Source organism: Bradyrhizobium sp. USDA 4501 (assembly GCF_054062115.1).
Window position 1 is genome coordinate 8,941,448 of the sequence record NZ_JBSSEX010000001.1, and the last position, 23,212, is coordinate 8,964,659.

26 protein-coding genes and 2 tRNA genes are annotated in these 23,212 nt (G+C 63.5%); 12 read left to right on the forward strand and 16 right to left on the reverse strand.

Annotated elements, in window-relative coordinates; genetic code table 11:
• Nucleotides 1–24 precede the first annotated feature (24 nt).
• The gene (locus ACVWZM_RS41790; protein WP_456856175.1) at nucleotides 25–345 is read left to right on the forward strand and encodes a hypothetical protein; all 321 of its coding nucleotides are present in this window, start codon (nucleotides 25–27) and stop codon (nucleotides 343–345) included.
• Nucleotides 346–837: 492 nt separating this feature from the next.
• The gene (locus tag ACVWZM_RS41795; protein ID WP_016846867.1) at nucleotides 838–1,020 is read left to right on the forward strand and encodes a hypothetical protein; all 183 of its coding nucleotides are present in this window, start codon (nucleotides 838–840) and stop codon (nucleotides 1,018–1,020) included.
• 252 nt (nucleotides 1,021–1,272) lie between these two features.
• On the opposite strand, the gene ACVWZM_RS41800 is transcribed toward ACVWZM_RS41795, so the two are convergent.
• The 4 genes from ACVWZM_RS41800 to ACVWZM_RS41815 form a co-directional block, all read right to left on the reverse strand.
• Entirely contained in the window at nucleotides 1,273–2,187 is a 915-nt protein-coding gene (locus tag ACVWZM_RS41800; protein ID WP_076828643.1) for a hydroxymethylglutaryl-CoA lyase, read from the reverse strand.
• Nucleotides 2,184–4,193, reverse strand: coding sequence for an acetyl/propionyl/methylcrotonyl-CoA carboxylase subunit alpha (locus ACVWZM_RS41805; protein WP_076828731.1), 2,010 nt, complete (start codon nucleotides 4,191–4,193; stop codon nucleotides 2,184–2,186). Before ACVWZM_RS41805 ends, ACVWZM_RS41800 begins: the two co-directional genes overlap by 4 nt.
• A gap of 14 nt (nucleotides 4,194–4,207) precedes the next feature.
• A complete protein-coding gene (locus ACVWZM_RS41810; protein WP_038386820.1) occupies nucleotides 4,208–5,812 on the reverse strand; it encodes a carboxyl transferase domain-containing protein in 1,605 nt (534 codons plus the stop codon).
• 141 nt (nucleotides 5,813–5,953) lie between these two features.
• Nucleotides 5,954–7,126, reverse strand: a complete 1,173-nt coding sequence (locus ACVWZM_RS41815; RefSeq protein WP_028332150.1) for an isovaleryl-CoA dehydrogenase — start codon at nucleotides 7,124–7,126, stop codon at nucleotides 5,954–5,956.
• A 192-nt stretch (nucleotides 7,127–7,318) separates the two neighbouring features.
• Between ACVWZM_RS41815 and ACVWZM_RS41820 the strand changes: the two genes are divergently transcribed.
• Nucleotides 7,319–7,972: a TetR/AcrR family transcriptional regulator gene (locus ACVWZM_RS41820; RefSeq protein WP_076828648.1), complete on the forward strand. Its 654-nt coding sequence runs from the start codon at nucleotides 7,319–7,321 to the stop codon at nucleotides 7,970–7,972.
• A 2-nt stretch (nucleotides 7,973–7,974) separates the two neighbouring features.
• Nucleotides 7,975–8,469, forward strand: coding sequence for an Lrp/AsnC family transcriptional regulator (locus ACVWZM_RS41825; RefSeq protein ID WP_057018554.1), 495 nt, complete (start codon nucleotides 7,975–7,977; stop codon nucleotides 8,467–8,469).
• Nucleotides 8,470–8,502: 33 nt separating this feature from the next.
• On the opposite strand, the gene ACVWZM_RS41830 is transcribed toward ACVWZM_RS41825, so the two are convergent.
• Nucleotides 8,503–8,808, reverse strand: a complete 306-nt coding sequence (locus ACVWZM_RS41830; RefSeq protein ID WP_016846428.1) for an ETC complex I subunit — start codon at nucleotides 8,806–8,808, stop codon at nucleotides 8,503–8,505.
• A gap of 243 nt (nucleotides 8,809–9,051) precedes the next feature.
• On the opposite strand from ACVWZM_RS41830, the gene ACVWZM_RS41835 reads away from it, so the two are divergent.
• Complete coding sequence (locus ACVWZM_RS41835) at nucleotides 9,052–10,215, forward strand: OpgC domain-containing protein (RefSeq protein ID WP_050384313.1); 1,164 nt, start codon at nucleotides 9,052–9,054, stop codon at nucleotides 10,213–10,215.
• Nucleotides 10,216–10,402: 187 nt separating this feature from the next.
• Here the strand turns inward: ACVWZM_RS41835 and ACVWZM_RS41840 are convergent, their stop codons facing one another.
• The gene (locus tag ACVWZM_RS41840; RefSeq protein WP_076828650.1) at nucleotides 10,403–12,220 is read right to left on the reverse strand and encodes a carbamoyltransferase family protein; all 1,818 of its coding nucleotides are present in this window, start codon (nucleotides 12,218–12,220) and stop codon (nucleotides 10,403–10,405) included.
• 366 nt (nucleotides 12,221–12,586) lie between these two features.
• Here ACVWZM_RS41840 and ACVWZM_RS41845 point away from each other — a divergent pair, with 366 nt between their 5' ends.
• A complete protein-coding gene (locus ACVWZM_RS41845; RefSeq protein ID WP_076828733.1) occupies nucleotides 12,587–12,868 on the forward strand; it encodes a hypothetical protein in 282 nt (93 codons plus the stop codon).
• Between the two features lie 339 nt (nucleotides 12,869–13,207).
• Here ACVWZM_RS41845 and ACVWZM_RS41850 read toward each other — a convergent pair whose 3' ends face one another.
• From ACVWZM_RS41850 to ACVWZM_RS41870, 5 genes are all read right to left on the reverse strand, one after another.
• Entirely contained in the window at nucleotides 13,208–13,984 is a 777-nt protein-coding gene (locus ACVWZM_RS41850; RefSeq protein ID WP_076828652.1) for a cyclase family protein, read from the reverse strand.
• An 809-nt stretch (nucleotides 13,985–14,793) separates the two neighbouring features.
• Nucleotides 14,794–14,870: transfer RNA gene (locus ACVWZM_RS41855), tRNA-Pro, on the reverse strand.
• 120 nt (nucleotides 14,871–14,990) lie between these two features.
• Nucleotides 14,991–15,470 carry a DUF192 domain-containing protein gene (locus ACVWZM_RS41860; RefSeq protein WP_057018558.1) on the reverse strand — a complete coding sequence of 160 codons (480 nt, stop codon included), beginning with the start codon at nucleotides 15,468–15,470 and terminating at the stop codon, nucleotides 14,991–14,993.
• A 122-nt stretch (nucleotides 15,471–15,592) separates the two neighbouring features.
• Nucleotides 15,593–16,255 (reverse strand): cold-shock protein, encoded by a 663-nt coding sequence (locus ACVWZM_RS41865; RefSeq protein WP_057018559.1) that lies wholly within the window; start codon nucleotides 16,253–16,255, stop codon nucleotides 15,593–15,595.
• 209 nt (nucleotides 16,256–16,464) lie between these two features.
• A complete protein-coding gene (locus ACVWZM_RS41870; RefSeq protein ID WP_076828654.1) occupies nucleotides 16,465–17,226 on the reverse strand; it encodes an SIR2 family NAD-dependent protein deacylase in 762 nt (253 codons plus the stop codon).
• A gap of 252 nt (nucleotides 17,227–17,478) precedes the next feature.
• Here ACVWZM_RS41870 and ACVWZM_RS41875 point away from each other — a divergent pair, with 252 nt between their 5' ends.
• A complete protein-coding gene (locus ACVWZM_RS41875; RefSeq protein ID WP_162832435.1) occupies nucleotides 17,479–17,640 on the forward strand; it encodes a hypothetical protein in 162 nt (53 codons plus the stop codon).
• A 434-nt stretch (nucleotides 17,641–18,074) separates the two neighbouring features.
• Here ACVWZM_RS41875 and ACVWZM_RS41880 read toward each other — a convergent pair whose 3' ends face one another.
• Nucleotides 18,075–18,260, reverse strand: a complete 186-nt coding sequence (locus tag ACVWZM_RS41880) for a hypothetical protein (protein ID WP_057018561.1) — start codon at nucleotides 18,258–18,260, stop codon at nucleotides 18,075–18,077.
• Between the two features lie 254 nt (nucleotides 18,261–18,514).
• Nucleotides 18,515–18,955 (reverse strand): GrlR family regulatory protein, encoded by a 441-nt coding sequence (locus ACVWZM_RS41885; protein ID WP_244558847.1) that lies wholly within the window; start codon nucleotides 18,953–18,955, stop codon nucleotides 18,515–18,517.
• Between the two features lie 75 nt (nucleotides 18,956–19,030).
• On the opposite strand from ACVWZM_RS41885, the gene ACVWZM_RS41890 reads away from it, so the two are divergent.
• From ACVWZM_RS41890 to ACVWZM_RS41910, 5 genes are all read left to right on the forward strand, one after another.
• Nucleotides 19,031–19,204, forward strand: coding sequence for a hypothetical protein (locus tag ACVWZM_RS41890; protein ID WP_018271496.1), 174 nt, complete (start codon nucleotides 19,031–19,033; stop codon nucleotides 19,202–19,204).
• A 68-nt stretch (nucleotides 19,205–19,272) separates the two neighbouring features.
• Nucleotides 19,273–19,500, forward strand: a complete 228-nt coding sequence (locus ACVWZM_RS41895; RefSeq protein WP_076828658.1) for a hypothetical protein — start codon at nucleotides 19,273–19,275, stop codon at nucleotides 19,498–19,500.
• 213 nt (nucleotides 19,501–19,713) lie between these two features.
• Complete coding sequence (locus ACVWZM_RS41900) at nucleotides 19,714–20,070, forward strand: hypothetical protein (protein ID WP_456856177.1); 357 nt, start codon at nucleotides 19,714–19,716, stop codon at nucleotides 20,068–20,070.
• A 659-nt stretch (nucleotides 20,071–20,729) separates the two neighbouring features.
• Nucleotides 20,730–21,182 (forward strand): VOC family protein, encoded by a 453-nt coding sequence (locus tag ACVWZM_RS41905; RefSeq protein WP_016844600.1) that lies wholly within the window; start codon nucleotides 20,730–20,732, stop codon nucleotides 21,180–21,182.
• A gap of 346 nt (nucleotides 21,183–21,528) precedes the next feature.
• Complete coding sequence (locus ACVWZM_RS41910; protein ID WP_456856178.1) at nucleotides 21,529–22,164, forward strand: glutathione S-transferase family protein; 636 nt, start codon at nucleotides 21,529–21,531, stop codon at nucleotides 22,162–22,164.
• A gap of 18 nt (nucleotides 22,165–22,182) precedes the next feature.
• On the opposite strand, the gene ACVWZM_RS41915 is transcribed toward ACVWZM_RS41910, so the two are convergent.
• The 3 genes from ACVWZM_RS41915 to ACVWZM_RS41925 form a co-directional block, all read right to left on the reverse strand.
• The gene (locus tag ACVWZM_RS41915) at nucleotides 22,183–22,431 is read right to left on the reverse strand and encodes a hypothetical protein (protein WP_456856179.1); all 249 of its coding nucleotides are present in this window, start codon (nucleotides 22,429–22,431) and stop codon (nucleotides 22,183–22,185) included.
• 130 nt (nucleotides 22,432–22,561) lie between these two features.
• The gene (locus ACVWZM_RS41920) at nucleotides 22,562–22,819 is read right to left on the reverse strand and encodes a PilZ domain-containing protein (protein ID WP_018271493.1); all 258 of its coding nucleotides are present in this window, start codon (nucleotides 22,817–22,819) and stop codon (nucleotides 22,562–22,564) included.
• Nucleotides 22,820–22,989: 170 nt separating this feature from the next.
• Nucleotides 22,990–23,064: transfer RNA gene (locus ACVWZM_RS41925), tRNA-Glu, on the reverse strand.
• Nucleotides 23,065–23,212: the final 148 nt, after the last annotated feature.

Here is a 23,212-nt window from a genome sequence, read left to right on the forward strand (position 1 = left end):
AGCGCCCGCGCGCAGCGCCAGCATGTGCCCGCGCAGAATATCGCCGCTGCGCCGCTCCGGAATGGCGGCCGGCGCAGGAGCGGCAGGCGTGGGCGCCGCAGCGTTGGCCTGCTGCTCTTCAAAAGCCAGGCCGAGCTGGCGGTCCGATTGCCACAGCCGTTTGCATGGCTTCACCTGATTGCTGCCGACGAGCAACAGTTGAATGTGATCGGGAATGCCAACGACACTTTCGAGTTCCACGGTGGCGCCCGTCTCCGTGAGCTGGCGGACCGTGCAGTCGAAGGCCGACCGGCCGAAGTTGAAGACGATCTTTCCGGCCAGAAACGTTCGGCCGCGGGAAGCTGACACCTGTCCGGACATAGCGAGAATCCACCTGGAGCAATTGCGAGCCCCTCACCTCAGCACGTTTGAGTCACCAAGCCATGAACGCTTTCCGGAGGGTTTATCGGGAGCCGAGCCGATGACGCCGGCTGTGTGCGCCGCAAAACGGGTTCCATTCGGTGGAAAGGACTCGCTCGTAGGGTGGAGCGAAGCGATACCCATCATTCGCGCCGCGGATACTGAATTGATGGGCTTCGCTGCGCGCTACCGATCCGATTACGGCTCCGCCGCATCGTCCTCATATCCGAGCGCTTCGATTTGCCTCCGGAATTCCTCGAAACGCTCATGCGCTTCCGCCTTCGCTGTTCGAGCTACGGCGGACAAGTCGCTCCCATCAATCGGTCAAAGTCACTGCCGGGAAGAATTTAGTTCTACCCCATAATTATGCTGTGTTAGACACAGTCCGAGTAGTAGCGTCGCAACTCCCTCAGTAACAGTGTCAGGGAAACGCCCGCCATGTCTGCTCTCCAAGCAAAGCTGGAACGATTTGAGATCCTCGCCGACGAATGCGAGCTGATCGCTAGCAGGACGCTGGATGGGAGCAACCGCGAGCTATACCAGCGGCTGGGCGGGCACTATCGCGAGCTGGCGACCGATATGAGGGCCGTGATCGCGACGATCAATGCTCCTGCGGCGTAAGAAAAAGGGCCGCTCGAAACAACAAGCGGCCCAAGTCTAGGGAGGAAACGCCCTCAAGGAGGGCGGCGATAGCGCGAGGCGCTGTCGCACGCTACGCATATGGGTTGAGAGTCCAGCATCGGGAGCCCAGACTGCGCAAGCCAGAGGCGCGACTATGAGCCTTGAATCTGCGCTTCGCAGCGCATAACTCCCAACGCGACCGCCGACGATTGAGGCGGCTACGATCCCAAATCGCTCCAAGCATCCCACAATTTACGATTTGGCGAGCCGCGTGCGCTTCGCGTTGAGCGCGGACGCAACACGGCTGACCGGCGGACGGCCGAGCAAGCCGGCCATCTCGTTGGTCGCGGCCAGCAGTCTGTCCATATCGATCCCGGTCTTCACGCCCATGCCCTCGAGCATGTAGACGACGTCCTCGGTCGCAACGTTGCCGGTGGCGCCGGGGGCGTAGGGGCAGCCGCCGAGCCCCCCGGCGGCGGCATCGATGACGCGAACACCCTCTTCCATGCCGGCATAGAGATTGGCCAGCGCCTGGCCGTAGGTGTCGTGGAAGTGCATCGCAAGGTTGCCGACCGGCAACTCGGAACCGACCGCACGCAGCATCTGTTTGGCCTTCAGCGGCGTGCCGACGCCGATGGTGTCGCCAAGCGAGATCTCGTAGCAACCGAGATCCCACAGCGTCACCGCGAGGTCGGCGACCGCCTTCGGCTTGATCTCGCCGTCGAACGGACAGCCGAGCACACAGGAGATGTAGCCACGCACCTTGACGCCGTCGGCCTTGGCGCGCGCCAGCACCGGCTTGAAACGCTCGATCGATTCCGCGACCGAGCAATTGATATTGGCGCGCGAGAAGCCTTCGGAGGCCGCCGCGAACACCGAGACCACCGCGGCGCCGGCCGCGCGCGCGGCGTCATAGCCCTTCTCGTTCGGAACCAGCACGTGGAATTCGGCGCCCTTGATGTGGCTGACGCCGCGCAGCACCTGGTCAGAGCTCGCCATCTGCGGGATCGCCTTCGGCGACACGAAGGCGCCGACCTCGACGGTATTGAGCCCGGCCGCCACCAGCGCCTCGACGAAGGCGATGCGCGCCTCGACGCTGACCGGCGTCTTCTCGTTCTGCAGGCCGTCGCGCGGCCCCATCTCGACGAGCTGGATCTGATCGCTCATGATGCGGCCGCAGGTTCGACTTCGGCAAGCTCGACGCCCTCGCCGACGATGTCGCCGACCTTGCATTTGAGCTTCTTCAGCAGCCCGGCATAGGGCGCGCGCAGGGTCTGCTCCATCTTCATCACTTCCAGGGTGAGGATCGGGGCGCCCTTCTCCAGTGTCGCGCCCTCCTCGGCCAGCAGCGCCACCACCGTGCCCGGCAAGGGCGCCACGATCTTGTCCTCGCCGACCTGCTCCTCGCTCTCGCCGCCGAACGGATCGACCCAGTGCAGGTCGAAGCGGCCGTTGCGGGTGCGCAAGTAAAGCTCGTGGCCCTCGATGACCGAGGCTATACTCGACTTGAGGCCGTTGAGCGTCAGGTCGAAGCCGTCATCGCCGGCTGACGAGATGGCGAAGACGAGTTCGCGCCCGCCGACGGAGAGCGTCGACGGTCCGTTGCCATAGTGCAGCGTGATGGTCTGGGCAGGCTCATGGCCCTGCCGGAACGAAAACACCCGCTGACGGCGGCCGACCGGCATCCAGCCGAAGGCCTGCCAGGGCGAGTTGGCCTCGCGTCGCGCCGCCTTCTGCTCGTCGTTGACGATCGCGGCCACCGCCGCGCAAAGCTCGAACTCGCCGGCCGTGCCCGTGCTCGATGTCAGGTTCTTCAGCTCGCGCTCGATGAAGCCGGTGTCGATCGCATTGGCTCGCGTATCCTTGTGCGTCACCAGCGCCGACAGGAACGGGATATTGGTGACGATGCCGCGGACATCGGTCTCCTGCAGTCCGCGATTGAGCTTGTCGATCGCGCCCTCGCGCGTCGGCGCCCAGGCGATCACCTTGGCGAGCATCGCGTCGTAGTACGGCGAGACGTTATCGCCGCTGCGATAGCCGGCATCGATGCGCAGGCCGTCGCCTTCCTGTGGCGTGCGCCAGGTCTTGATGCGGCCGACCGAGGGCATGAAGTTCTTCTGCGGGTTTTCCGCGTAAACGCGCGCCTCGATGGCATGCCCGTTCAGCCTGATCTCGTCCTGCTTCAGCGGCAGCGCCTCGCCGAAAGCGACGCGGAGCTGCCATTCAACGAGATCGACGCCGGTGATCAGCTCGGTGACGGGATGCTCGACCTGCAGGCGGGTGTTCATCTCGATGAAGAACACGTCCTTGCCGTCGGAGACGAACTCGATGGTGCCGGCGCCGATATAGTTGACCGCGCCGGCGGCCTTGCGGGCGGCCTCGCAAACCGTCTCGCGTTGCGCGGCGTTCAGCGTCGGCGACGGCGCCTCCTCGATCACCTTCTGGTGGCGGCGCTGCAGCGTGCATTCGCGCTCCCACAGCGAGAGCAGATTGCCGTGGCTGTCGCCGATGATCTGCACCTCGATGTGGCGCGGGTTCTGCACGTATTTCTCGATCAGCATGCGGTCGTCGCCGAACGCCGCCTTGGCCTCGCGCTTGGCGCTGGTGATCGCGGCCGTGAGCTCAGCCGCCGAATTGACCACACGCATGCCGCGGCCGCCGCCGCCGGCGGACGCCTTCACCAGCACCGGGAAGCCGATCCGGTTGGCGGCCTCCGCCAGCGTCGCCTCGTCCTGGGCCTCGCCGTGATAGCCCGGCACCAAGGGCACGCCGGCCTTCTCCATCAGCGCCTTCGAGCCGGACTTCGAGCCCATCGCCGTCATCATCTCGGCGGTCGGACCGACGAACACCAAACCTGCTTCAAGACAGGCCTGCGCGAACTCGGCATTTTCAGACAGGAAGCCGTAGCCAGGATGCACCGCCTCAGCGCCGGTCTCCTTGGCGGCGGCGATGACGCGCTCGATGTTGAGATAGCTGTCGCGCGCCCGGGCAGGCCCGAGCAGCACGGCCTCGTCGGCGAGCGCGACATGCATCGCGTCGCGGTCGGCCTCGGAATAAACCGCGACGGAGCGCAGCCCCATGGCGCGCGCCGAGCGGATGACGCGGCAGGCGATCTCGCCGCGGTTGGCGATCAGAAGCGTGCGAAAACGCCGGGTGAGTTTTGAGCGGTCCATGATCAGATCCTGGGTCACATCCTGAACAGGCCGAATTTCGTCGGCTCGATCGGCGCATTCGCCGCCGCCGAGAGGCCGAGCCCGAGCACGAGGCGCGTATCGGCGGGATCGATCACGCCGTCATCCCACAGCCGCGCCGTGGCGTAATAGGGATTGCCCTGCTTCTCGTATTGCGCGCGGATCGGCTCGCGGAACTTGTCTTCCTCTTCCGCCGACCAGCTCTCGCCCTTGGCCTCGATGCCGTCGCGCCGCACCTGGCTCAGCACCATCGAGGCCTGCTCGCCGCCCATCACCGAGATGCGCGCGTTCGGCCACAGCCAGAGGAAGCGCGGGCTGTAGGCGCGGCCGCACATGCCGTAATTGCCGGCGCCGTAGGAGCCGCCGATCACGACGGTGAATTTCGGCACCCCGGCGGTGGCGACCGCCGTCACCAGCTTGGCGCCGTCGCGCGCGATGCCGCCGGCCTCGTACTTCTTGCCGACCATGAAGCCGGTGATGTTCTGCAGGAACACCAGCGGAATGCCGCGCTGGCAGCACAGCTCGATGAAATGCGCGCCCTTCAGCGAGCTCTCGCTGAACAGGATGCCGTTGTTGGCGATGATGCCGACCGGATAGCCAAAAATATGGGCGAAGCCGCAGATCAGCGTGGTGCCGTAGAGCTTCTTGAACTCGTCGAATTCGGAGCCGTCGACGATCCGCGCGATGATGTCGTGCACGTCGAACGGTTTTCTGCCGTCGGCGGAGACCACGCCATAGATCTCCTCGGCCGGAAACAGCGGCTCCTGCGCAGGGCGCATGTTGAGCTGTGCCTTCACCGGCTGCTTCAGCGTGCCGACGATGCGGCGCGCGATCCCGATCGCGTGGGCATCGTTCTGGGCGTAGTGATCGGTCACGCCGGACTGCCGGGAGTGGACATCGGCGCCGCCGAGTTCTTCGGCGGTGACGACCTCGCCGGTCGCGGCCTTCACCAGCGGCGGACCACCAAGGAAGATCGTGCCCTGGTTGCGTACGATGATGCTCTCGTCGGACATCGCCGGCACATAGGCGCCGCCCGCGGTGCAGGAGCCCATCACGATCGCGATCTGCGGGATGCCCTGCGACGACATCTGGGCCTGGTTGTAGAAGATGCGGCCGAAATGCCGTTCGTCGGGAAAGATCTCGTCCTGCAGCGGCAGGAAGGCGCCGCCGGAATCCACCATGTAGACGCAGGGCAGATTGTTCTGCCGCGCGATGTCCTGGGCGCGCAGATGCTTCTTCACCGTCATCGGGTAATAGGTGCCGCCCTTGATGGTGGCGTCGTTGGCGACGATGATGCATTCGCGGCCCGCGATGCGCCCGACGCCGGTGATCACGCTGGCCGAATGCACGTCACCGCCATAGAGCCCGTTGGCGGCGAGCGGCGACAGCTCGAGAAATGCGGTGCCGGGGTCGACCAGGAGATCGACGCGATCGCGCGCCAGCATCTTGCCGCGCGAGGTGTGCCGCTTGCGCGAGGTCTCGCCGCCGCCGCCGGCCACCTGGTTGAGCTTGCCGCGGAGCTCCGCGACCAGGCCGCGCATCACCTCGGCGTTGCGGGCAAATTCAGAAGATGTGGGATCGATCGTCGAATGAAGCGGCATCGGTGTTTGCACGTTTCGTTGGAGTATCGGTGGGGTTCAAGGTCAATCATCGTGCCGGGGTGAGCACAACTGCCACCACTGGTGCGGTGACAGCCCCTCACCCCGCCCCTCTCCCCGCAAGCGCGGGCGAGGGAGAAGACATCAGGCTGTCTTGGCGAACAGTTCGCGGCCGATCAGCATGCGGCGGATCTCGCTGGTGCCGGCGCCGATCTCGTAGAGCTTTGCGTCGCGCAGCAAGCGGCCGGTGGGATAATCGTTGATGTAGCCGTTGCCGCCGAGCAGCTGGATCGCATCCAGCGCGCATTGGGTGGCCTTCTCCGCGGCATAGAGGATGGCGCCGGCGGCGTCCTCGCGCGTGGTCTCGCCGCGATCGCAGGCCTTCGCCACCGCGTAAACATAGGCGCGCGAGGCGTTCATCGTGGTGTACATGTCGGCGACCTTGCCCTGCACCAGCTGGAACGAGCCGATCGGCTCGCCGAACTGCTTACGCTCGTGCACGTAGGGCAGCACGACGTCCATGCAGGCCTGCATGATGCCGATCGGCCCGGCCGCCAGCACCGCGCGCTCATAGTCGAGACCACTCATCAGCACGTTGACGCCGCGGCCGACCTCGGAGAGCACGTTCTCCTCCGGCACCTCGCAATCCTCGAACACCAGTTCGCAGGTGTCGGAGCCGCGCATGCCGAGCTTGTCAAGCTTCTGCGCGGTGGAAAATCCCTTCATGCCCTTTTCGATGATGAACGCGGTGATGCCGCGCGGGCCGGCGTTCGGATCGGTCTTGGCGTAGACCACCAGCGTATCGGCGACCGGGCCGTTGGTGATCCACATCTTGTTGCCATTGAGGACGAAGCGGTCGCCCTTCTTGTCGGCGCGCGTCTTCATCGAGACCACGTCCGAGCCCGCCTGCGGCTCCGACATCGCGAGCGAGCCGACATGCTCGCCCGAGATCAGCTTCGGCAGGTATTTGCGCTTCTGTGCCTCGTTGCCGTTGCGGCGGATCTGGTTGACGCAGAGGTTGGAATGCGCGCCGTAGGACAGGCCGACCGAGGCCGACGCCCGCGAGATCTCCTCGACCGCGATGCAGTGCTCGAGATAGCCGAGGCCCGAGCCGCCATACTCCTCCTCGACGGTGATGCCGTGCAGGCCGAGCGCGCCGATCCTGGGCCAGAGGTCGCGCGGAAACTGGTTGCTGCGGTCGATCTCGGCGGCGCGCGGCGCGATCTCGTTGGTCGAGAAATCATGCACCGTCTCGCGGATCGCATCTGCGGTCTCGCCAAGGTCGAAATTGAAGATTGCCGCCTGGTTCGAGGCCATGATCCCTCCCGTGAGATTCATCTTGCAATTAAACGATCATACGTTTTTTTCTTGGCTTCGCAAGCAATCGTGCTATGGTTTGTGCGCGAAATCCGCAGTTCATTGAATTCACTGGGATTTCATGCGATATACATACGGTCGTTCGCTTGTTTCCTGGTCCTCCCTGGCAAGCCAACACCCTCCGAGGCCCCGATGGCACGCACGATCGGCTCACACGGCCCCACCACGCTGGAGGCGATCCGCAAGGCCGGCGTGCGCCTGATCTTCGAGCACGGCTACGAGGCCATGAGCCTGCGCCAGCTCGCCGCCGAGGTCGGCATCCAGGCGGGCTCACTCTACAACCATATCTCAACCAAGCAGGACCTGCTGTTCGATCTGGTGCAGGACCATATCAACGATTTGCTGCGCGAGCTTGACCTTGCGCTCGAGGGCAAGGCCGATCCGGGCGAGAAGCTGCGCGCCTTTGTCGCGTTCCACGTCACCTATCACATGACCCGCAAGCGCGAGGTCTTCATCGCCAATTCCGAGCTGCGCAGCCTCGATGCGAAGAACTACGACGCGGTGGTGGCGCTGCGCGGCGCCTATGAGCAGCGGCTGGCGCAGATCCTCACCGACGGGGTGGCGGACGGCGCGTTCGAGGTGGTCGACATCCAGGTCGCGACCTTCGCGATCCTGGCGCTGCTCACCGGGCTGTGCACCTGGTACCGCCCCGGCGGCCGGCTGACCCGCGACGCCATCATCGCGGCGCATGAGAAGCTGGTGCTGTCGGGCGTGGCGCCGCGGGCTGCGATCGGCCAGGCGAGCCACGGCAGCGACAGCCGGCGCGCCGCCGTGGCGGGCTCGTGACCGTGACCGAGCGCCCACAGCTCGATGACATCGATCTGCGGATCCTGTCCGAGTTGCAGCGGGACGGCCGGATCAGGATCAACGAGCTCGCCGAGCGGGTCGGCATCACTGCCCCGCCTTGCCTGCGCCGGGTTCGCGCCCTGCGCAGCCGCGGCGTGATCCAGGCGATCCGCGCCACGCTGGACGAGCGGCTGCTCGGCTATGAGGTGACGACCTTCGTGCTGATCCAGCTCGACAGCCAGACCCTGAGCGCGATCGAGGCGTTCGAGGCTGATGTGGCGGCCGTGCCGCGCTTCCTGCAATGCTGGCGGATCTCGGGCGATGCCGACTTCATGCTCCGATGCGTCGCGCCCAGCGTCGACGAGATGCGCCAGCAGCTGCTGCAATTCGCCGGCCTGCCCAATGTGCGTAAGATCAGAAGCTTTCCGGTGCTCGGCGTCTCCAAGGACGCGCCGCTGCCGATCCCGGGCGCCCTCGCCGCGCCCGCGGCGAGCTGATCGGGCGCTAGTCTGGACTTAGTGGGTCCAACCTTAGTGGGTCCAAGGCTCCCAGCGGCGGAACGCGAAATTGTCGGCATAGGCGATCTGGCGGTGCGCCGAATCCTTCGGCTCGATCACCTGGTAGGCGATGCCCTTGCGCTCGCAATAGGCGACCGCCTCTTCCTTGGTCTCGAACTGCAGCGTCAGCTGCTGCTTCATGTCGGTGGACGAGGTCCAGCCCATCAAAGGCTCCACGGAGCGCGGCTGCTCCGGCTCGTAGTCCAGTTGCCACTCTTTGGTCTTGGCACGTCCCGATTGCATCGCGTTTTTGGCGGGCTTAAAAATGCGTGCGGTCATGGATGGTCGGCCCCGTGGGATGTGCGACATGGAAGCGATTTGAAGGAAACCGCCGGGATAGTATAGAGACACCTATCAACGATCTGATCGGTGATTCCTCGATCTCGGAGGCAGCCTTCGCCGGACCGGTATAGTCATTCTACCGCGCTGTGACAATCTGGCCTCGGGAGGCTTCCCTTAGCAGTCCCCCGGGCCCGCGGCGCGATCTTCTCGACAAGCATCACCTCGAGGAAACGGCGCGCCATGGAAATCCACGCTACCCTGCCCGAAAAAGGACGTGACCTCCGGCTCGACCTGTTCCGCGGGGTCGCGAACTGGGCGATCTACCTCGATCACATCCCCGACAACGTCGTGAACTGGATCACGACGCGGAATTACGGCTTCAGCGACGCCGCGGACCTGTTCGTCTTCATCTCCGGCTACACCGCCTCCTTCGTCTATGCCCGCATGATGCTGGAGCGCGGCTTCATCGTCGGCGCCACCCGGCTGACCAAGCGGGTCTGGCAGCTCTATGTCGCCCACATCATCCTGTTCGTGATCTACATCGCCTCGATCAGCTATCTGGCGCTGCGCTTCGGCGATTCCGAGATCATCAACGAGTTCAACGTCGCCGGCCTCGTCGACAACGCCACCGAGACGCTGCGCCAGGGCCTGTTCCTGAAATTCAAGCCGGTCAATCTCGACGTGCTGCCGCTCTATATCGTGCTGATGGGCCTGTTCCCCCCGGTGCTGTGGTTCATGCTGCGGCGGCCGAACTGGACCATGGCGGCCTCGCTCGTGCTGTGGCTGGTGTCGCGCCACCAGGGCTGGAACCTGCCGGCCTACCCGGCCGGCAGCTGGTACTTCAATCCGTTCGCCTGGCAGGTGCTGTTCGTGTTCGGCTCATGGTGCGCGATGGGCGGCGCCCGCAACAACATGCGCATCATCAACTCGCGCTACACGCTGTGGTTTTGCATCGCCTATATGATCTTCGCGCTGATCATGACGATGGCCGGGCGCTTCCCGGACTTCGGCGCCATGTTCCCGGACTGGCTCTATTCGGCCTTCAACCCGAACGACAAGACCAACCTCGCGCCGTATCGCTTCCTGCACTTCGTGGTGATCACGGTGCTGGTGATCCGCTTCATCCCGAAGGACTGGGCGGCGCTGGAGTGGAAGGTGTTCGATCCCCTGATCGTCTGCGGCCAGCAGTCGCTGGCGGTGTTCTGCGTCGGCGTGTTCCTGTCCTTTGTCGGACATTTCGAGCTCTCGATGAGCTCGGGCTCGCTGTTCGCGCAGATCTTCGTCAGCATCTCCGGCATCGCGATCATGACGATCGTGGCCTATTACATCTCGTGGTCGAAGCGGCAGGACAAGCCGGTCAAGCCGCCGGCGGCAAAACCCACGGCGCCGGCGAAGGCGGCGTAAGTCCCTTATTTTTGAGCAAGGCCGCGCAAACGCTTCGCGTTTGTCGCGGGGAAAACCGCTTCGCACTTTTCCGGGCCATGCTCTAGAGCATTTTCGGTTCTGATTGAATCAGAACCGAAGCTCTAGATTCTTGTTTTGACGCGTTTTCTTCACGCGAACCGGTGCCCACTTCGCTCGAAAACGCTCTCTAGCCGCCGCGACTGGTATCCTGCGTCGTCGAGGAGACGATGGTGGCGACGTCGCCGAACGTCGTCATCACGGGCGTGACGACCTTGTGCATGGCGGTCTTCGACACCAGCGTGTCATGCATCACGAGGTTGTCGATCCCGGTGGTGAGGAAGCAACTCACCGCGTCCTGCGGCGTCTCGATGATCGGCTCGCCCTTGACGTTGAACGAGGTGTTGATCAGGACCGGCACGCCGGTCAGCGCCTCGAACTCCTTCAGCAGGCGATAGAGCATCGGGTTGGTCTCTTCCCGCACGCTCTGCACCCGCGCCGAACCGTCGACATGCACGATCGCCGGGATCTTGTCGCGCCATTCCGGCCGCACCGGCTTTGCGATCAGCATGTAGGGCGAGTCCTCCTCGCCTTCGAAGATCTCCTTCATGCGCTCGGCCAGCACGATCGGCGCGAACGGCCGGAAGGCCTGGCGGTGCTTGACCCGGCTGTTGAGGATATCCTTCATCTCGGCCCTGCGCGGATCGGCGATCAGGCTGCGGTTGCCGAGCGCGCGCGGACCGAACTCGGAACGGTCCTGAAACCAGCCGATCACGCGCTGGTCGGCGAGCAGCTTTGCGGTGTCGCGGCAGATATTGTCGCTGCGCTTCGCGTCGACCTGGATGCGCACCAGGAAGCTTTGCAGCGCGGCGGCCACCTCGGCGTCGCTGTAGCGCCGCCCGACATAGGCGTGGTCCATCACGAACGAGCGGCGCTGCTTGAGCACCTCGAGCCAGCCGTAATAAGCGCAACCAATCGCGATGCCGTCGTCGCCGGCGGCGGGCTGGATCCAGATGTTTTCGAAACCCGACTCGCGCGCGATGCGCCCGTTGGCCACGCAGTTCAGCGCGACGCCGCCGGCGATGCAGAGATTTTTCGCCCCCGTGGTCTCGCGCAGCCAGCGCGCCCGCGCCAGCAGCACGTTCTCGGTATCGTCCTGCACCCGCCAGGCGATGTCCTCCCAGTGCCGCATCGTCGGGCTCTTGTCCCAGCTGCCGCTGTCGAGCACGAAGGGCTGCTGGTTCTCGGCGCCCCAGAACGGCACGTGCAGCTTGCCGTCCTTCATCTCGAGCAGATGGCCGACCTGCTCATGGCGGCCATAGGGCGCCAGCCCCATCAACTCGCCGCACTTGTTCCAGTCGCCGAACACATAGGTCGAGACCCGGCTGTACAGCGCCCCCAGTCCCGGCATGTTGTAGAACTCGTCCGACAACAGCCCCCGCGCCGGCTCCATCCAGACCTTCTTCAGGCATTCGAGCCTGGCGTCGTCGAACCTGTAGTAGCTCTCGGACTCGCGGGCCAGCGGCGACGCCTCATCTTCGGAGCAGGACTCCATCGCGTCGGCCCGATAATTGCCGACGCCGTCGACGATCATCACGACGCCGTCCTTGAATGGGGACACCGCGAACGCGCTGTAGGCATGCGCGAGGTGGTGCGAGATCGACACCACCTTGTCGGATTTGGAACGAAACAGCGGGTGCTTGATTGCCTCGTTGCGTTCGGCGATCGGCAAGAAGCCCGGCATATCCTGGTGGAGCATCCGCTCCTCCATCTCGGGCACCGGCAGGATGTAGCTGTTGCGCACCACGAGATCGACGTCGTCGAGGGTGATGCCCTCGGCCGACAGGCAGTAGTCGACGACTTCCTTGTAGAAGCCGGAGGCGTGCTTCTCGCGGGTGATGCGCTCCTTGGAGATCGCGTAGGCGATCGCGCCGTCACGCAGCAGGCAGGCGCTGACGTCATGGTCGTAGACGTTGAGACCAAGGACGTAAGTGTGTTGTTTCGGCATGGGCACTCTTTGGAAGGATACAGCAACGCTCAGAGAACAGGATCGTGTCGACTTCAAGTTCTCGCCGGCATTTTCCGAGGTTCTCAAACCTCTGCTTCTGCGATGCACAAATCAAATCGGCGCAACGCAAGATGAACAGAATGAACGGCGGATGAACGACAAGATGAGCGCAGCAACGACAGCATCCTCTGCAGGCGGGACTGTAACTTGACCTTACCTGTTGGTCTCAATAGAGTCGTTAAAGCTCGCAAGAACCTTAGTGAAAATATTGTCTTAGCATGCACGAACCGAATGCCGGTGTCGCGCGTCTAAGCGAGACAGCCAGCATCAGTTCAGATGTTTGGAAGTGGACTGGAGATCTTCAGAATGACTAAACGCTACAATATCCTGACTCGTTGCCTGGCAGCAGTCGCTTTGTTGTTCGTCTATGTCGCAAGCACCTCCGCCATCCTGGTCGGCGCCACTACGTCGTCTGCGCAAGCGCAATGGCGCGGACGCGGCGGCTGGGGCTATCGCGGCGGCGGCTGGGGTCGCGGCCGCGGATGGGGTTATGGTCGCGGCTATGGATACGGACGCGGCTATGGCTACTACGGTGGTGGGCCCCGTTGCTGGTGGACCCCGCGTGGCGTTCGCGTTTGCCGGTGGTAACAACCGCCCGGTCGACACAAGCGATATTAAAGACATGAAATCAGGTGCGTCGTTCCCGACGCACCTGATTTGCTTTTTGGGGTTGGTTCACCTGCCGGGCTTGGCTCAGCTGCGGCACGCAAGAAAGAGCCCCGGAGACGCCGGGGCTCTAGTCACGGGAGAGAACGCTTCCGAAATCGGGACGCGAGGACGAGCCGGCGGCCCGATCACCCAATGCATCTACTGCGTGCATTAAAGCAGATTCGGCTGCCTCAGGCTGTAGCCGTGCCGCAACAACCCGCCGTAATGCACAGCCTGTCCACCGGTTCCCGAAGCTGGCCGATCACAACCCCGGCGCGCCTAGCCGTCGAGGATGGCGACCGCCCTCGTCCAGCCCGCCGACGCGCGCTCGATCTTCACCGGGAAGCACGACACCATGAATCCGGTCGACGGCAGCTGCTCGAGATTGTGCAGCTTCTCGATGTGGCAGTAACCGATGTGCCGCCCGGCCTTGTGGCCTTCCCAGATCAGGCTGGCGTCCCTGGTCTCGGCGTATCTCTTCGCGGTGAAGACGAACGGCGCGTCCCAGCTCCAGCCGTCGATGCCGGTCAGCCGCACGCCGCGCTCGAGCAGATACATCGTCGCCTCGTAGCCCATGCCGCAGCCCGAATTGACGTAGTCGGGCTGGCCATATTTCGCGCCCGCGCTGGTGTTGACGACGACGATCTCGAGCGGCGACAGCGTGTGGCCGATGCGCTTCAGCTCGGCTTCGACATCCTTGGCGGTCGCGACATAACCGTCAGGCAGATGGCGGAAGTCGAGCTTCACGCCCGGCTGGAAGCACCACTCCAGCGGCACCTCGTCGATGGTCCAGGATCGCTCGCCGCGGTTCATGGACGGATGGAAATGCCAGGGCGCATCGAGATGCGTGCCGTTGTGGGTGGAGAGCGAGACCTGCTCGACGGCCCAGCCCTGTCCGTCGGGCAGGTCCTCCGCCTTCAGTCCATCGAAGAACTGCAGCATGCGCGGCAGCCCCTGCTGGTGATCGATATACTGGATGGTCGGATGGTTGCCGGGCGGATCGGCCGGAACGTCGTTCTGCAGGGGAACGGAGATATCGATCAGTCTGCGCGCCATGGTGCTTTTCTCGCGGATTGGTCTTGTCGGGCCGAACTACCCTGCCAGCGCGCGCGCGTTATCGGCAAGCCACATCCGCTCGAGATCGCGCAGCTCACGATGTCGTGGCTTGGACTGCGGCAAGGAGGCGCAACGTTGAACCTATCCCCCGCCGGCACGACCCATTGGCACTGGGGATTTCAGGGCCCAGTATTTCGACGGCGCCGTCTGGACGAGCATATTCCGTCCAGGCGGCGTTGTTGCCTCAGGCGAGACAATCTCGGCCGAAGCTTGGTTACCCGTACCGGAACGCTGTTCACGCACAGAGAGCCACAGAAACAATACGTGTGCTCATTTCGCGCGGATTGCTGGTGGTGTTGCCACGCCGATACAGAGATACCCCCGCAACGATGCTAACCAACCTGCATCTGAACCAAGACGGGGTTGCGTCGTGTCGGGATTTGATCACTGGAACGGTGCAAATAGAGCCTACTCGTCCGCCGAAGCGCCACATCTGCGCGATGAGCAGCAGCAGTTCGACCGCTATCACAAATTCGACGACCCCATCTCGCGACCGCCGGAGGGTGGCTCAAGAACCGTGATCCTCGATCGCTACAACCCGCCGGCTCGTTGATCTGGTCAGCGCCCGGGCGGCTGAAGTTGCGAGCAGTGGAGCGCGGGGGCTTCGGTCCCGCGCTTGCTATTTCAGGGTGCCAACTGACCGCGATTTGTGGACCAGGTCAGGCGCGAGTGCCGAGCACGCGCCGACCATAAACATCGCGTCCGCCTCATCTACCGACGGAGCGTCTCTGTTAAGTCTTTGATTGGGATGGTCGGGGCAGCTGGATTCGAACCAACGACCTGCAGTACCCAAAACTGCCGCGCTACCAGGCTGCGCTATACCCCGACATTTCCGAGAAGCCCCGTGGATACACGCTTCAGCCAGCGCCAGCAAGGCACCGGTGCGGGGCTTCGTGCGGCGAATCCGGCATCGGTTTCCGCCCGGAAATCGCGTCGAAACCGGCTGCTAACGGCCGCCGAACAGCGGATGGGCAACCCGGTCGCCGGGCTGGATGCCGTATTTCTGCGCGGTCCCGGCAATCACCTCGAGCACGCCCTTGGCGAGCCCGCGCGACGGAATGATCCGGGTCGAGAGCGGCTCGGTGTTTTCCGCGATCCGCAGGATGCGCCCGTCGGCGCGGATGAAGATCATGTCGAGCGAGATGTAGGTGTTCTTCATCCACATCGACACTTCCTGCTCCGGTGAGAAGTCGAACAGCATGCCTTTGCCGTCCGCGAGCTCCTTCCGGTACATCAGGCCGGTCTCCTTCTCCTGCTCTGTGGTTGCCATTTCGACCGAGAAGACGTGCACGCCCGATTTGGTGACGATCTCGAGCGGCTGGACGCTGGCAGCCTGCGCGGCCGGAGCCAGCAGCGCACCGAACATGATCACGAGGCAGGCCATCAGCCACGAACGATGGCGCCCAACAATGCGAACGAAATTCATCGACAAATACTCACACCGGGGAAGATTTTCCGGCGGACCCTAACCCGACGATTGCGGCAAATGCCAGAGCCGAGAATGCTCGCCGGCGGCTCACGTTTCCGTCAGGGAGGATCAGACCCGGATCAGTGCGAGGACAGCGCCGACGGACCGGTCTCCGGGTGGATCTCGGCGGCCATCATGCCCTTGGAGCCGGGCCCAAACCGCACCAGCACGTACTGGCCGGGGCGCAGTTCGGTCATGCCGAAGCGGCGCAGCGTCTCCATATGCACGAAGATGTCGGGCGTGCCCTCGCCGCAAGTCACGAAGCCGAAGCCGCGCAGCCGGTTGAACCACTTGACCTGCGCGCGCTCGAGCCCGCTTGTTGCCGTCACCGTGACATGGGTGCGCGGCGGCAGCATCTGCGCCGGATGGATTGCCGTCGATTCGTCCATCGAGACGATGCGGAAAGCCTGGTAGCCCTTCGCGCGCTGCACGCATTCGACGACCAGCCGCGCGCCTTCATAGGCGGTCTGATAACCGTCGCGCCGCAGCACGGTCACGTGCAGCAGGATGTCGGGCCAGCCATTGTCGGGGACAATGAAGCCGTATCCCTTCGAGGCGTCGAACCATTTGATGACGCCGGAAACTTCGACGAGGTTGGCCGCTGCGTCGCCGAGGCCTGAGAAAGCATCCATCGCCGGATCGCGTGGCGCGCTTCCATACTCGCCTTGACCAATCCTGCTTTGCCCAACTCCGCCCATCGGCGGTCCGCCGAGCTTCTTGGACTCAAATCCGTCCGACCCCATGACCCCGGACCCCACACATCAAATGCAGATCGCCGTCGTTGCGGCGCACCCTGTACACGCTGCTCTCCATGACCAACTCACTCGGACTGATTTGGACGCGGCGCGAATCTCTCAACCAAAAGATAACACTCCCGCTTGCGGGGCATAGCTAAAAAACGATTCTTGCGGGAACTATGAACAGACTTGCAGAGCCGCGAATCAATCAGGCATCAATTGCCTACGAAAGGACCAAGCGTGTCGCCGATGTCGTGGCGGATCACCAGATCGGCGATGTCGTCCTGATCGGTCGGCTCGTTGTTGATGATCACGAGCCGCGCACCGCTCTCCTTCGCCATCATCGGAAAGCCTGCGGCGGGCCACACCACAAGCGATGATCCGATCGCCAGAAACAGGTCGCAGTGCCGGGAGAGTTCCGCCGCGCGGCGCATCGCATCCTCGGGCATCGATTGCCCGAACGAGATCGTCGCGGTCTTCACCGGATCGCCGCAGTCCGCGCAGTCGGGGGCGCTGCCCGTCTTGTCGAACTGCTGCTTCACCCACGACAGCTCGTAGTCCTTGCCGCAGCCGATGCAGCGGCCATAGGTCGTGTTGCCGTGCAGCTCGATCACGTCGTCGGCCTTGAAGCCCGACGCCTGATGCAGATTGTCGATGTTTTGCGTGATGATGCCGGGAACCTTGCCGGCCCGGTAGAGCGACGCAAGCGCGCGATGCCCACGACCGGGTTTGGCCGCCGCAAACGTCTGTTCCATCGCAAAGCGGCGCCGCCAGGACTCGTCGCGCGCGTCCTGGCTGGCGACGAACTCGTCGAACGGAATTGGTCGGTTGCGGGTCCACAACCCGCCGGGCGAGCGGAAATCGGGAATGCCGCACTCGGTGGAGATGCCCGCCCCGGTGAAGGGCACGATGGACGACGCCTCCGCAATCATGTTGCCGAGCTGCTCGACGCCGCTGCGCAAGTCTTTTGCGATCACTAAAAACAATCCGGTTGGCCGCAGCGACTATAGCACGGCCCGACCGATTGCGAGCTCAACCGTTGCGCGAGCGATCGGCTGCGAGCGGCGTGTCTTGATCGATCGGCTTGCGATCAGCTGCGTCGGCGCCTCCGCTTGGTCGCTCTTCCAGCGCCTCAGCATCATCACATTCCTGCACTGGCTGCTCCGCATTGACGCCCAATTCGCCGACGCCAATGCGCCCGGGACAGGACCACGGCCAGGAGGATGGGCATGACCGATCAGGAAGACCGCGTCGCGCGCGAGCGCGAGGAGATCGTCGCACGCGTTGCCAGCTTCAGGGCGACGCAGCAGAAGTTCGAGCGCGATCGCCAGGAATATTACGACAACACGCTCGGCAATGCCTGGAGTGGATTTCAACGCAAGACCGCTTGACGCAAGACCGCTTGATGTCCTTGCCAGGCGACCGCGTTCATGGTCCGGGCGCCATGAGGCGCAAGTGAGAAAGCCCCGAGCGGCGTGCTCCGGGCTTATGGCTATTGCCAGTGCCGCCGTGCGATGGTTGCCGCAAACGCAGTTCCGGTTCCCTCGAGCGTTTTCCGTTCCGATCGGATCGCTCGAAACGTGCCAGCCATACGATAGCGCAAAGCTACCATCGGTTAGCGCTGGAACAAAAATACAACCTCAGAGATTAGCTTGGCGGTGAACGAGGTTGGCATCAATGCCGGCATGGATGGAACTGCTGCTTAACGTGATGGGCTTTGCCGGCTTCATCGGCATCGCGATGTATCACAAGCATCCGAATGGGAAGCTGCCCGACTGAGCGTCGGCGGCGCGTCTCGGCTTGCCGCTCCCCCGGCTTGCCGTCTTCAGTTTGCCTTCCGGGCCTCTCCCGCGGTCCGGACCAACCGGTCCGACTTCACCAGCACTTTGCCGCTCTCCGGCTGCGGCCGCAGCCAGAAGCTGATCACGACAAAAGCCGAGCAGAACAGCAGCCCCACCACCATCACGCGCCGGTGGGTCGGTCGATCAGCACTGTGGAACGATGGCATCATGGCTGTCACCCGCAGCCATCCCAATCGCAATCGCAGGTGGAGACAACACGATGCTGCTCTTAACCTAACCAGGTAGGGTTAGCGGTGGCCGGGTAACGCCTCGTCCGGATCTCCCGATCGGCGGCCGCAGCGGGATTCACAGCGATATCCCCTGCTTGTCCGCAGCAAATCCACAACGCCAGCGGGTCCAATTATCCAACGAAATACGCATCTTGCTGCGCGCTTGTCCACAGCCTCGCGCCGCGTGCGCGCATTCAGGCATCGGCGAGCCATTTCAGGGTGGCCCGGAAACCCAGGCTGCGGGTTCCAACCAGCACGGTTCCGAACACCTCAGCCTCGTCGCCGCTGAATGTGCCGGAGAACCCGCTCGTCACTTCCTGTCCGGCGAACAGCGGACGGGTGAACGGGTCCGCGAAGGGCGAATGCTGGTTGGTGCTGAGATGTCCCTTCCAGGTGCCCTCGCCGGCCGTATAGGCCCCGATTGACCAGAAATATGGCCCGCCCCCGATCAAGAGACCGTCGCGCAGGATCAGGATGCCGCTGTCGCGGCCCCTCACGCCGTCGGTCATGTGGATGTGGATCGAATAGAGCCCGTTCTTCATCGATCGCGCCGCCCGGTCCTGGCGGCCCGCAGTATGGCTCCAATCCGGCCGGCGTGCGAGGCCGATACCGCCCGGCCCTCCGAATCGGCGCAAAAAGGCAGCTCCCCGGGCGCTTACAAATCGTTAAGAAACCCCTGACAAGGTTCGATCCTCCGGAGGGAGAGAGCCATGCTCGTATACCCCGTACCTGTCGAAGTGACGCAAGCCAGAGTGCAGCTCGTCGTCGACCAGACGGCGAAGGAGCAGCCGCGCATCATCAATGAGGATGTGCTGGATGTCTTCGCCGCGAAGAACCAGGCCGACCGTGAAGCGGTCGAGACCATCCTCGACATCAAGGTGTGAGAGCGGCAGTAGCCGACAGGAACCTCTCGACTGCGCACGGGTCATCCTGGTGACGCCAGGAGGCACCCATGTGCAAGCTGATCGCGGTCACCGTCTTCACCCTGATATGCGGCGGGGCCTTTGCCCAGGATATTGGTCCAGCGCCGCAGAGCGGCATGGAACGGCCTGAAAACACCAACGGAGCCACTCAGAGCGGCGCGATGGACACCACGGGGATGGATGTGAAGCGGGCCAACAAATCCGAGATGAAGAACACGGCAAAGGGCGCGGCAAAAAGGGACGACGCAAAAAAGTAGGTTCCCACGACGGAACGTCCGGGAAGCTGCGACCTTAAAAAACGACCTTGAAAAAAAGACGCGACCATCAAAAAAAGGAAGGAACGAGTCTCTCGTTCCGCCGTTATTTTGGCGAGCGGTACAACGAGGGAGAAATCCACCGGAAATATCAGCTCAACAAGCCCCGTCAGCTTACTTCGGTAACTGGCGGGGTTTTGTTTTGTGGAGGCGCCCATGTACGCCCTGTTCCGCGGCAAGACTCAGCTCGGAAGATCGTTCGCGACGGAGAAGGAAGTTTGGGAGGCGGCGCTGATCGACGGTCTTGTCGAGGATGTTCCGGTCGCAGACGAACTGGGTGGCCAGATCCTGCCGGACATCGCGTCGAGCGGGTCGATGAATACGAGCCGCAGCCCGATTGGAAACCCGGACGTTCCTGACGCCGGTCAGCCAATTGGAGGAACCAGCCGGCCGAAACGACATGCACATCGCGCGTGGTGCCGACAGCTCACCGCCCTGTCGGCTTTGGAAGGCCCCGCGAATCCCCCTCGCGGGGTCTTTCTTTTGAACCTTTCGCGCGCCGCGAAGACATAAAGGGCGCTGGGGGATTTCAGGGCCCAGCATCCGGCGCAGCGCTGTGGGACGAACATACTCCGTCTACGCGGCGCTGTTGCATTTTACAAATTCAACCTTAAGTTTGGTGTCCAACAGTTGACGGCTCACGCCCTGAGAGATCCCCAGTCCGTCAGCTGGGAAAGCCCCGCATCCAGCCTGCGGGGCTTTCTATTTTCCGGACCCAGGAACCTTCCGCGCGCAGCGACATTCTATGCCGGTTGCCGGCACGATCTCCCCAAGGCCGATCGGCATCAGACCTCGCGAGCCCACTCGCGGGGTTTGCGCTTTAGAGGCCGTCCAACCTCGCGCGTCCTTGATTGGCCGTGATCGGCAATCGGTGCGATAGAGGCCGCGCCTCCAAGGCTCGACCACAAGCCCCGTCCCAGAAATTTCGCTGGGCGGGGCTTTCTTGCATCCGCTGCTGCGCAAGCGTGTCGCGGCACGTCCCGTCCATATCCGGCCGCGTGATCGCGCGGCGCAACCGGAGCCAACGCTCGCGAAGGCGTGAGCATGCAAAGGCGAAATGCGATCGGCAAAACTCGCGCTAACCCCTGCCCCGCGTCGCGTTTTGCTGCTATTCCTTGCCCCGTCTCGCCCGAGCCCAAACAAAATCTCTGAATCTGCAGGAGGATAAGAAAATGCGCTATCTGCACACCATGCTGCGCGTCCGCAATCTTGATGTCGCGATGAAATTCTATCAGGACGCGCTGGGGCTGAAGGAAGTGCGCCGCATCGACAATGAGAAGGGCCGCTTCACGCTGGTGTTTCTCTGTGCGGAGGAAGACCTCCATCTGCTCAAGTCCCTGCCGCAGACCCGCGGCGCCCCGCTGGTCGAGCTGACCTACAATTGGGATGAGGAGAAGTATGGCGAGGACCGCCATTTCGGCCATCTCGCCTACGAGGTCGACGACATCTACGCGACCTGCGAGAAGCTGATGAAGATGGGCGTCACCATCAATCGTCCGCCGCGCGACGGCAACATGGCGTTCGTGCGTTCGCCCGACCTGCACTCGATCGAGATCCTGCAAAAGGGCGAGCCGAAAGCCCCGGCCGAGCCGTGGGCATCGATGCCGAACACCGGCCATTGGTAAACACCGCGCCCGCACCTACGTTCCTGTCGGCGTTTCGCCCTTGCTGAAGCGCCGAGCGATCGCGAGGAACGCGACACGATCGTTGACGTTGCTCCCTCACAAGCATGCGAGGAGGCAACGATGGGAAGAGGAATTTTGCTTTGGCTGTTGGGTGTGCCGATCCCGGTGATCATCGTGTTGTGGTTGTTGTTCGGTCACTGACGGCGTCTTGATGCATCGCTATCAACAAGGCTCTGCCGCTATGCGGCGGAGCCTTTTTTTGCTCTCGGTACAATTCACCCCGCGCTTTTCCCCGACGCTTCAGCTATGAACGCGCGCAAAGCACAACAGCGGGAAGAAACGCGTAATGGACAGTAAGCCGCAACTGACGATCTGGGGTCGGGCCAACTCGGTCAACGTGCAGAAGGTGCTCTGGTGTCTCGCCGAGCTCGACCTCCCCTATCAGCGCATCGATGCCGGCATGCAGTTCGGCAAGAACGATCAGCCCGACTATCTCGCGATGAATCCGAATGGCCGCGTCCCGACGCTGGTCGACGGCGACTATGTGCTGTGGGAATCCAATTCGGTGATGCGCTATCTCTGCATGGCCTATGGTCATGGCGCGCCGCTCTATCCGCAAGCGCCGAAGGCGCGCGCCGCCGTCGACCGCTGGCTCGACTGGACGCTGTCGACGCTGCAGCCGGTCGACCGGCCGGTGTTCTGGGGGCTGGTGCGCACGCCGCCGGAGAAGCGCGATATGGTCCAGATCCAGAAGGACGCCGAGGGCGTGGTGTGGCGCGTCGTCGAGGCGCAGCTTGCAAGGCGCCGCTTCATCGAGGGCGATCAGTTCACGATCGCCGACATCGCGCTCGGCGCCTTTGCGCGGCGCTGGCTCGGCGTCGAGGGCGTCACCAAGCCGAAGCTGCCCCATCTCGAACGCTGGTTCGGTGAGATCGCGGGGCGGCCGGCCTTCGTGCGCTTCATCGCGCCGCCGATGTCGTGAGCGCGGGCGGCAAGCCGCTCAACGCCCGCCGCTGGACATCCCGCCACCGACGCTGACGGCACCACCGAGCTTCACGCAGGTGTCGGAGCCTTCCACCTTGACGAAGCCGGGTCCGTACGATGCGCATGGATTACTCCGCGTCGCGGATTTCGACGGCAAGGTTTTGCCGGCGTCAGCGGGCGTCTGGAAATTGCGGCGGTCGCCCTGCTGGGCGAACGCGGCGGCGGGAAGCAGGACGGCGATGATGGCAATGCAGATCTTGCGCATCCGGCCTTTTATCCCACGCCGCCGGACGAGGCTAGCTCATGGTGCGATCAGGAAGGGTCGCAGCATGAGCTAGCTCTTTTCTTGAGCATGATCTGTTCGGAAAACCGGATCCACTTTTCCGGATCATGCTCTACCGCACGAACTTGACGCCGAACGTCCTGCCTTCGCGCCACACCACTTCGCAGGCGCGCCCGGTGCGGGCGTCGCGCGAGAACGCCAGCCGCAGCTTTGCCGGCAGCGTGTTGTTATCCTGGACCGTGATCTTGGCGCCCGACGAGGACATGTCCTCGACCACGCAGGGCCGCGCGGCGAATCCGCCGTCGAGCGTGATCCAGCCGGATTGCCGCAGCGATTTGCGCGTTTCGCGCTTCCTGGTCCCTGGAGCCATCACATCATTCCCGGGGCCAAGCCGTATCGCCGCTAACTTACCAAAGGGTTGCGAAACAGCTGCGGATTGCAGCGATCCGCCGACCCGTGCACAACGGCCGAGACGGCGCGGCGAGAGCGTCCGTCCGAGCACAATGCGTTGAGTTGGCTGGATTTCCAGTCTGGCAGTAATGGCGCTCCCTAGCGGAATCGAACCGCTCTCTCCACCGTGAAAGGGTGGCGTCCTAACCGATAGACGAAGGGAGCAAAACTCCCGGCAAATCAATACGTTAGACGTGAGATGCGCCGGACCGGCCACAGCCCTCAAGCCGCGACGGGCGAACGTATAGTGGCGATTGGCCGGGCGGGCAAGCGTTCAGAACGCTTTTCCCGGGTTGCCGCTGGGATCACCGGA

What these genes read in the sequence shown, in the direction of transcription:
- ACVWZM_RS41795 (WP_016846867.1), top strand. Translation starts at nt 838, where the DNA reads ATGTCTGCTCTCCAAGCAAAGCTGGAACGATTTGAGATCCTCGCCGAC.
- ACVWZM_RS41800 (WP_076828643.1), bottom strand. Translation starts at nt 2,187, where the DNA reads ATGAGCGATCAGATCCAGCTCGTCGAGATGGGGCCGCGCGACGGCCTG.
- ACVWZM_RS41805 (WP_076828731.1), bottom strand. Translation starts at nt 4,193, where the DNA reads ATGGACCGCTCAAAACTCACCCGGCGTTTTCGCACGCTTCTGATCGCC.
- ACVWZM_RS41810 (WP_038386820.1), bottom strand. Translation starts at nt 5,812, where the DNA reads ATGCCGCTTCATTCGACGATCGATCCCACATCTTCTGAATTTGCCCGC.
- ACVWZM_RS41815 (WP_028332150.1), bottom strand. Translation starts at nt 7,126, where the DNA reads ATGGCCTCGAACCAGGCGGCAATCTTCAATTTCGACCTTGGCGAGACC.
- ACVWZM_RS41820 (WP_076828648.1), top strand. Translation starts at nt 7,319, where the DNA reads ATGGCACGCACGATCGGCTCACACGGCCCCACCACGCTGGAGGCGATC.
- ACVWZM_RS41830 (WP_016846428.1), bottom strand. Translation starts at nt 8,808, where the DNA reads ATGACCGCACGCATTTTTAAGCCCGCCAAAAACGCGATGCAATCGGGA.
- ACVWZM_RS41835 (WP_050384313.1), top strand. Translation starts at nt 9,052, where the DNA reads ATGGAAATCCACGCTACCCTGCCCGAAAAAGGACGTGACCTCCGGCTC.
- ACVWZM_RS41840 (WP_076828650.1), bottom strand. Translation starts at nt 12,220, where the DNA reads ATGCCGAAACAACACACTTACGTCCTTGGTCTCAACGTCTACGACCAT.
- ACVWZM_RS41845 (WP_076828733.1), top strand. Translation starts at nt 12,587, where the DNA reads ATGACTAAACGCTACAATATCCTGACTCGTTGCCTGGCAGCAGTCGCT.
- ACVWZM_RS41850 (WP_076828652.1), bottom strand. Translation starts at nt 13,984, where the DNA reads ATGGCGCGCAGACTGATCGATATCTCCGTTCCCCTGCAGAACGACGTT.
- ACVWZM_RS41860 (WP_057018558.1), bottom strand. Translation starts at nt 15,470, where the DNA reads ATGAATTTCGTTCGCATTGTTGGGCGCCATCGTTCGTGGCTGATGGCC.
- ACVWZM_RS41865 (WP_057018559.1), bottom strand. Translation starts at nt 16,255, where the DNA reads ATGGGGTCGGACGGATTTGAGTCCAAGAAGCTCGGCGGACCGCCGATG.
- ACVWZM_RS41875 (WP_162832435.1), top strand. Translation starts at nt 17,479, where the DNA reads ATGACCGATCAGGAAGACCGCGTCGCGCGCGAGCGCGAGGAGATCGTC.
- ACVWZM_RS41880 (WP_057018561.1), bottom strand. Translation starts at nt 18,260, where the DNA reads ATGATGCCATCGTTCCACAGTGCTGATCGACCGACCCACCGGCGCGTG.
- ACVWZM_RS41890 (WP_018271496.1), top strand. Translation starts at nt 19,031, where the DNA reads ATGCTCGTATACCCCGTACCTGTCGAAGTGACGCAAGCCAGAGTGCAG.
- ACVWZM_RS41895 (WP_076828658.1), top strand. Translation starts at nt 19,273, where the DNA reads ATGTGCAAGCTGATCGCGGTCACCGTCTTCACCCTGATATGCGGCGGG.
- ACVWZM_RS41900 (WP_456856177.1), top strand. Translation starts at nt 19,714, where the DNA reads ATGTACGCCCTGTTCCGCGGCAAGACTCAGCTCGGAAGATCGTTCGCG.
- ACVWZM_RS41905 (WP_016844600.1), top strand. Translation starts at nt 20,730, where the DNA reads ATGCGCTATCTGCACACCATGCTGCGCGTCCGCAATCTTGATGTCGCG.
- ACVWZM_RS41910 (WP_456856178.1), top strand. Translation starts at nt 21,529, where the DNA reads ATGGACAGTAAGCCGCAACTGACGATCTGGGGTCGGGCCAACTCGGTC.
- ACVWZM_RS41915 (WP_456856179.1), bottom strand. Translation starts at nt 22,431, where the DNA reads ATGCGCAAGATCTGCATTGCCATCATCGCCGTCCTGCTTCCCGCCGCC.
- ACVWZM_RS41920 (WP_018271493.1), bottom strand. Translation starts at nt 22,819, where the DNA reads ATGGCTCCAGGGACCAGGAAGCGCGAAACGCGCAAATCGCTGCGGCAA.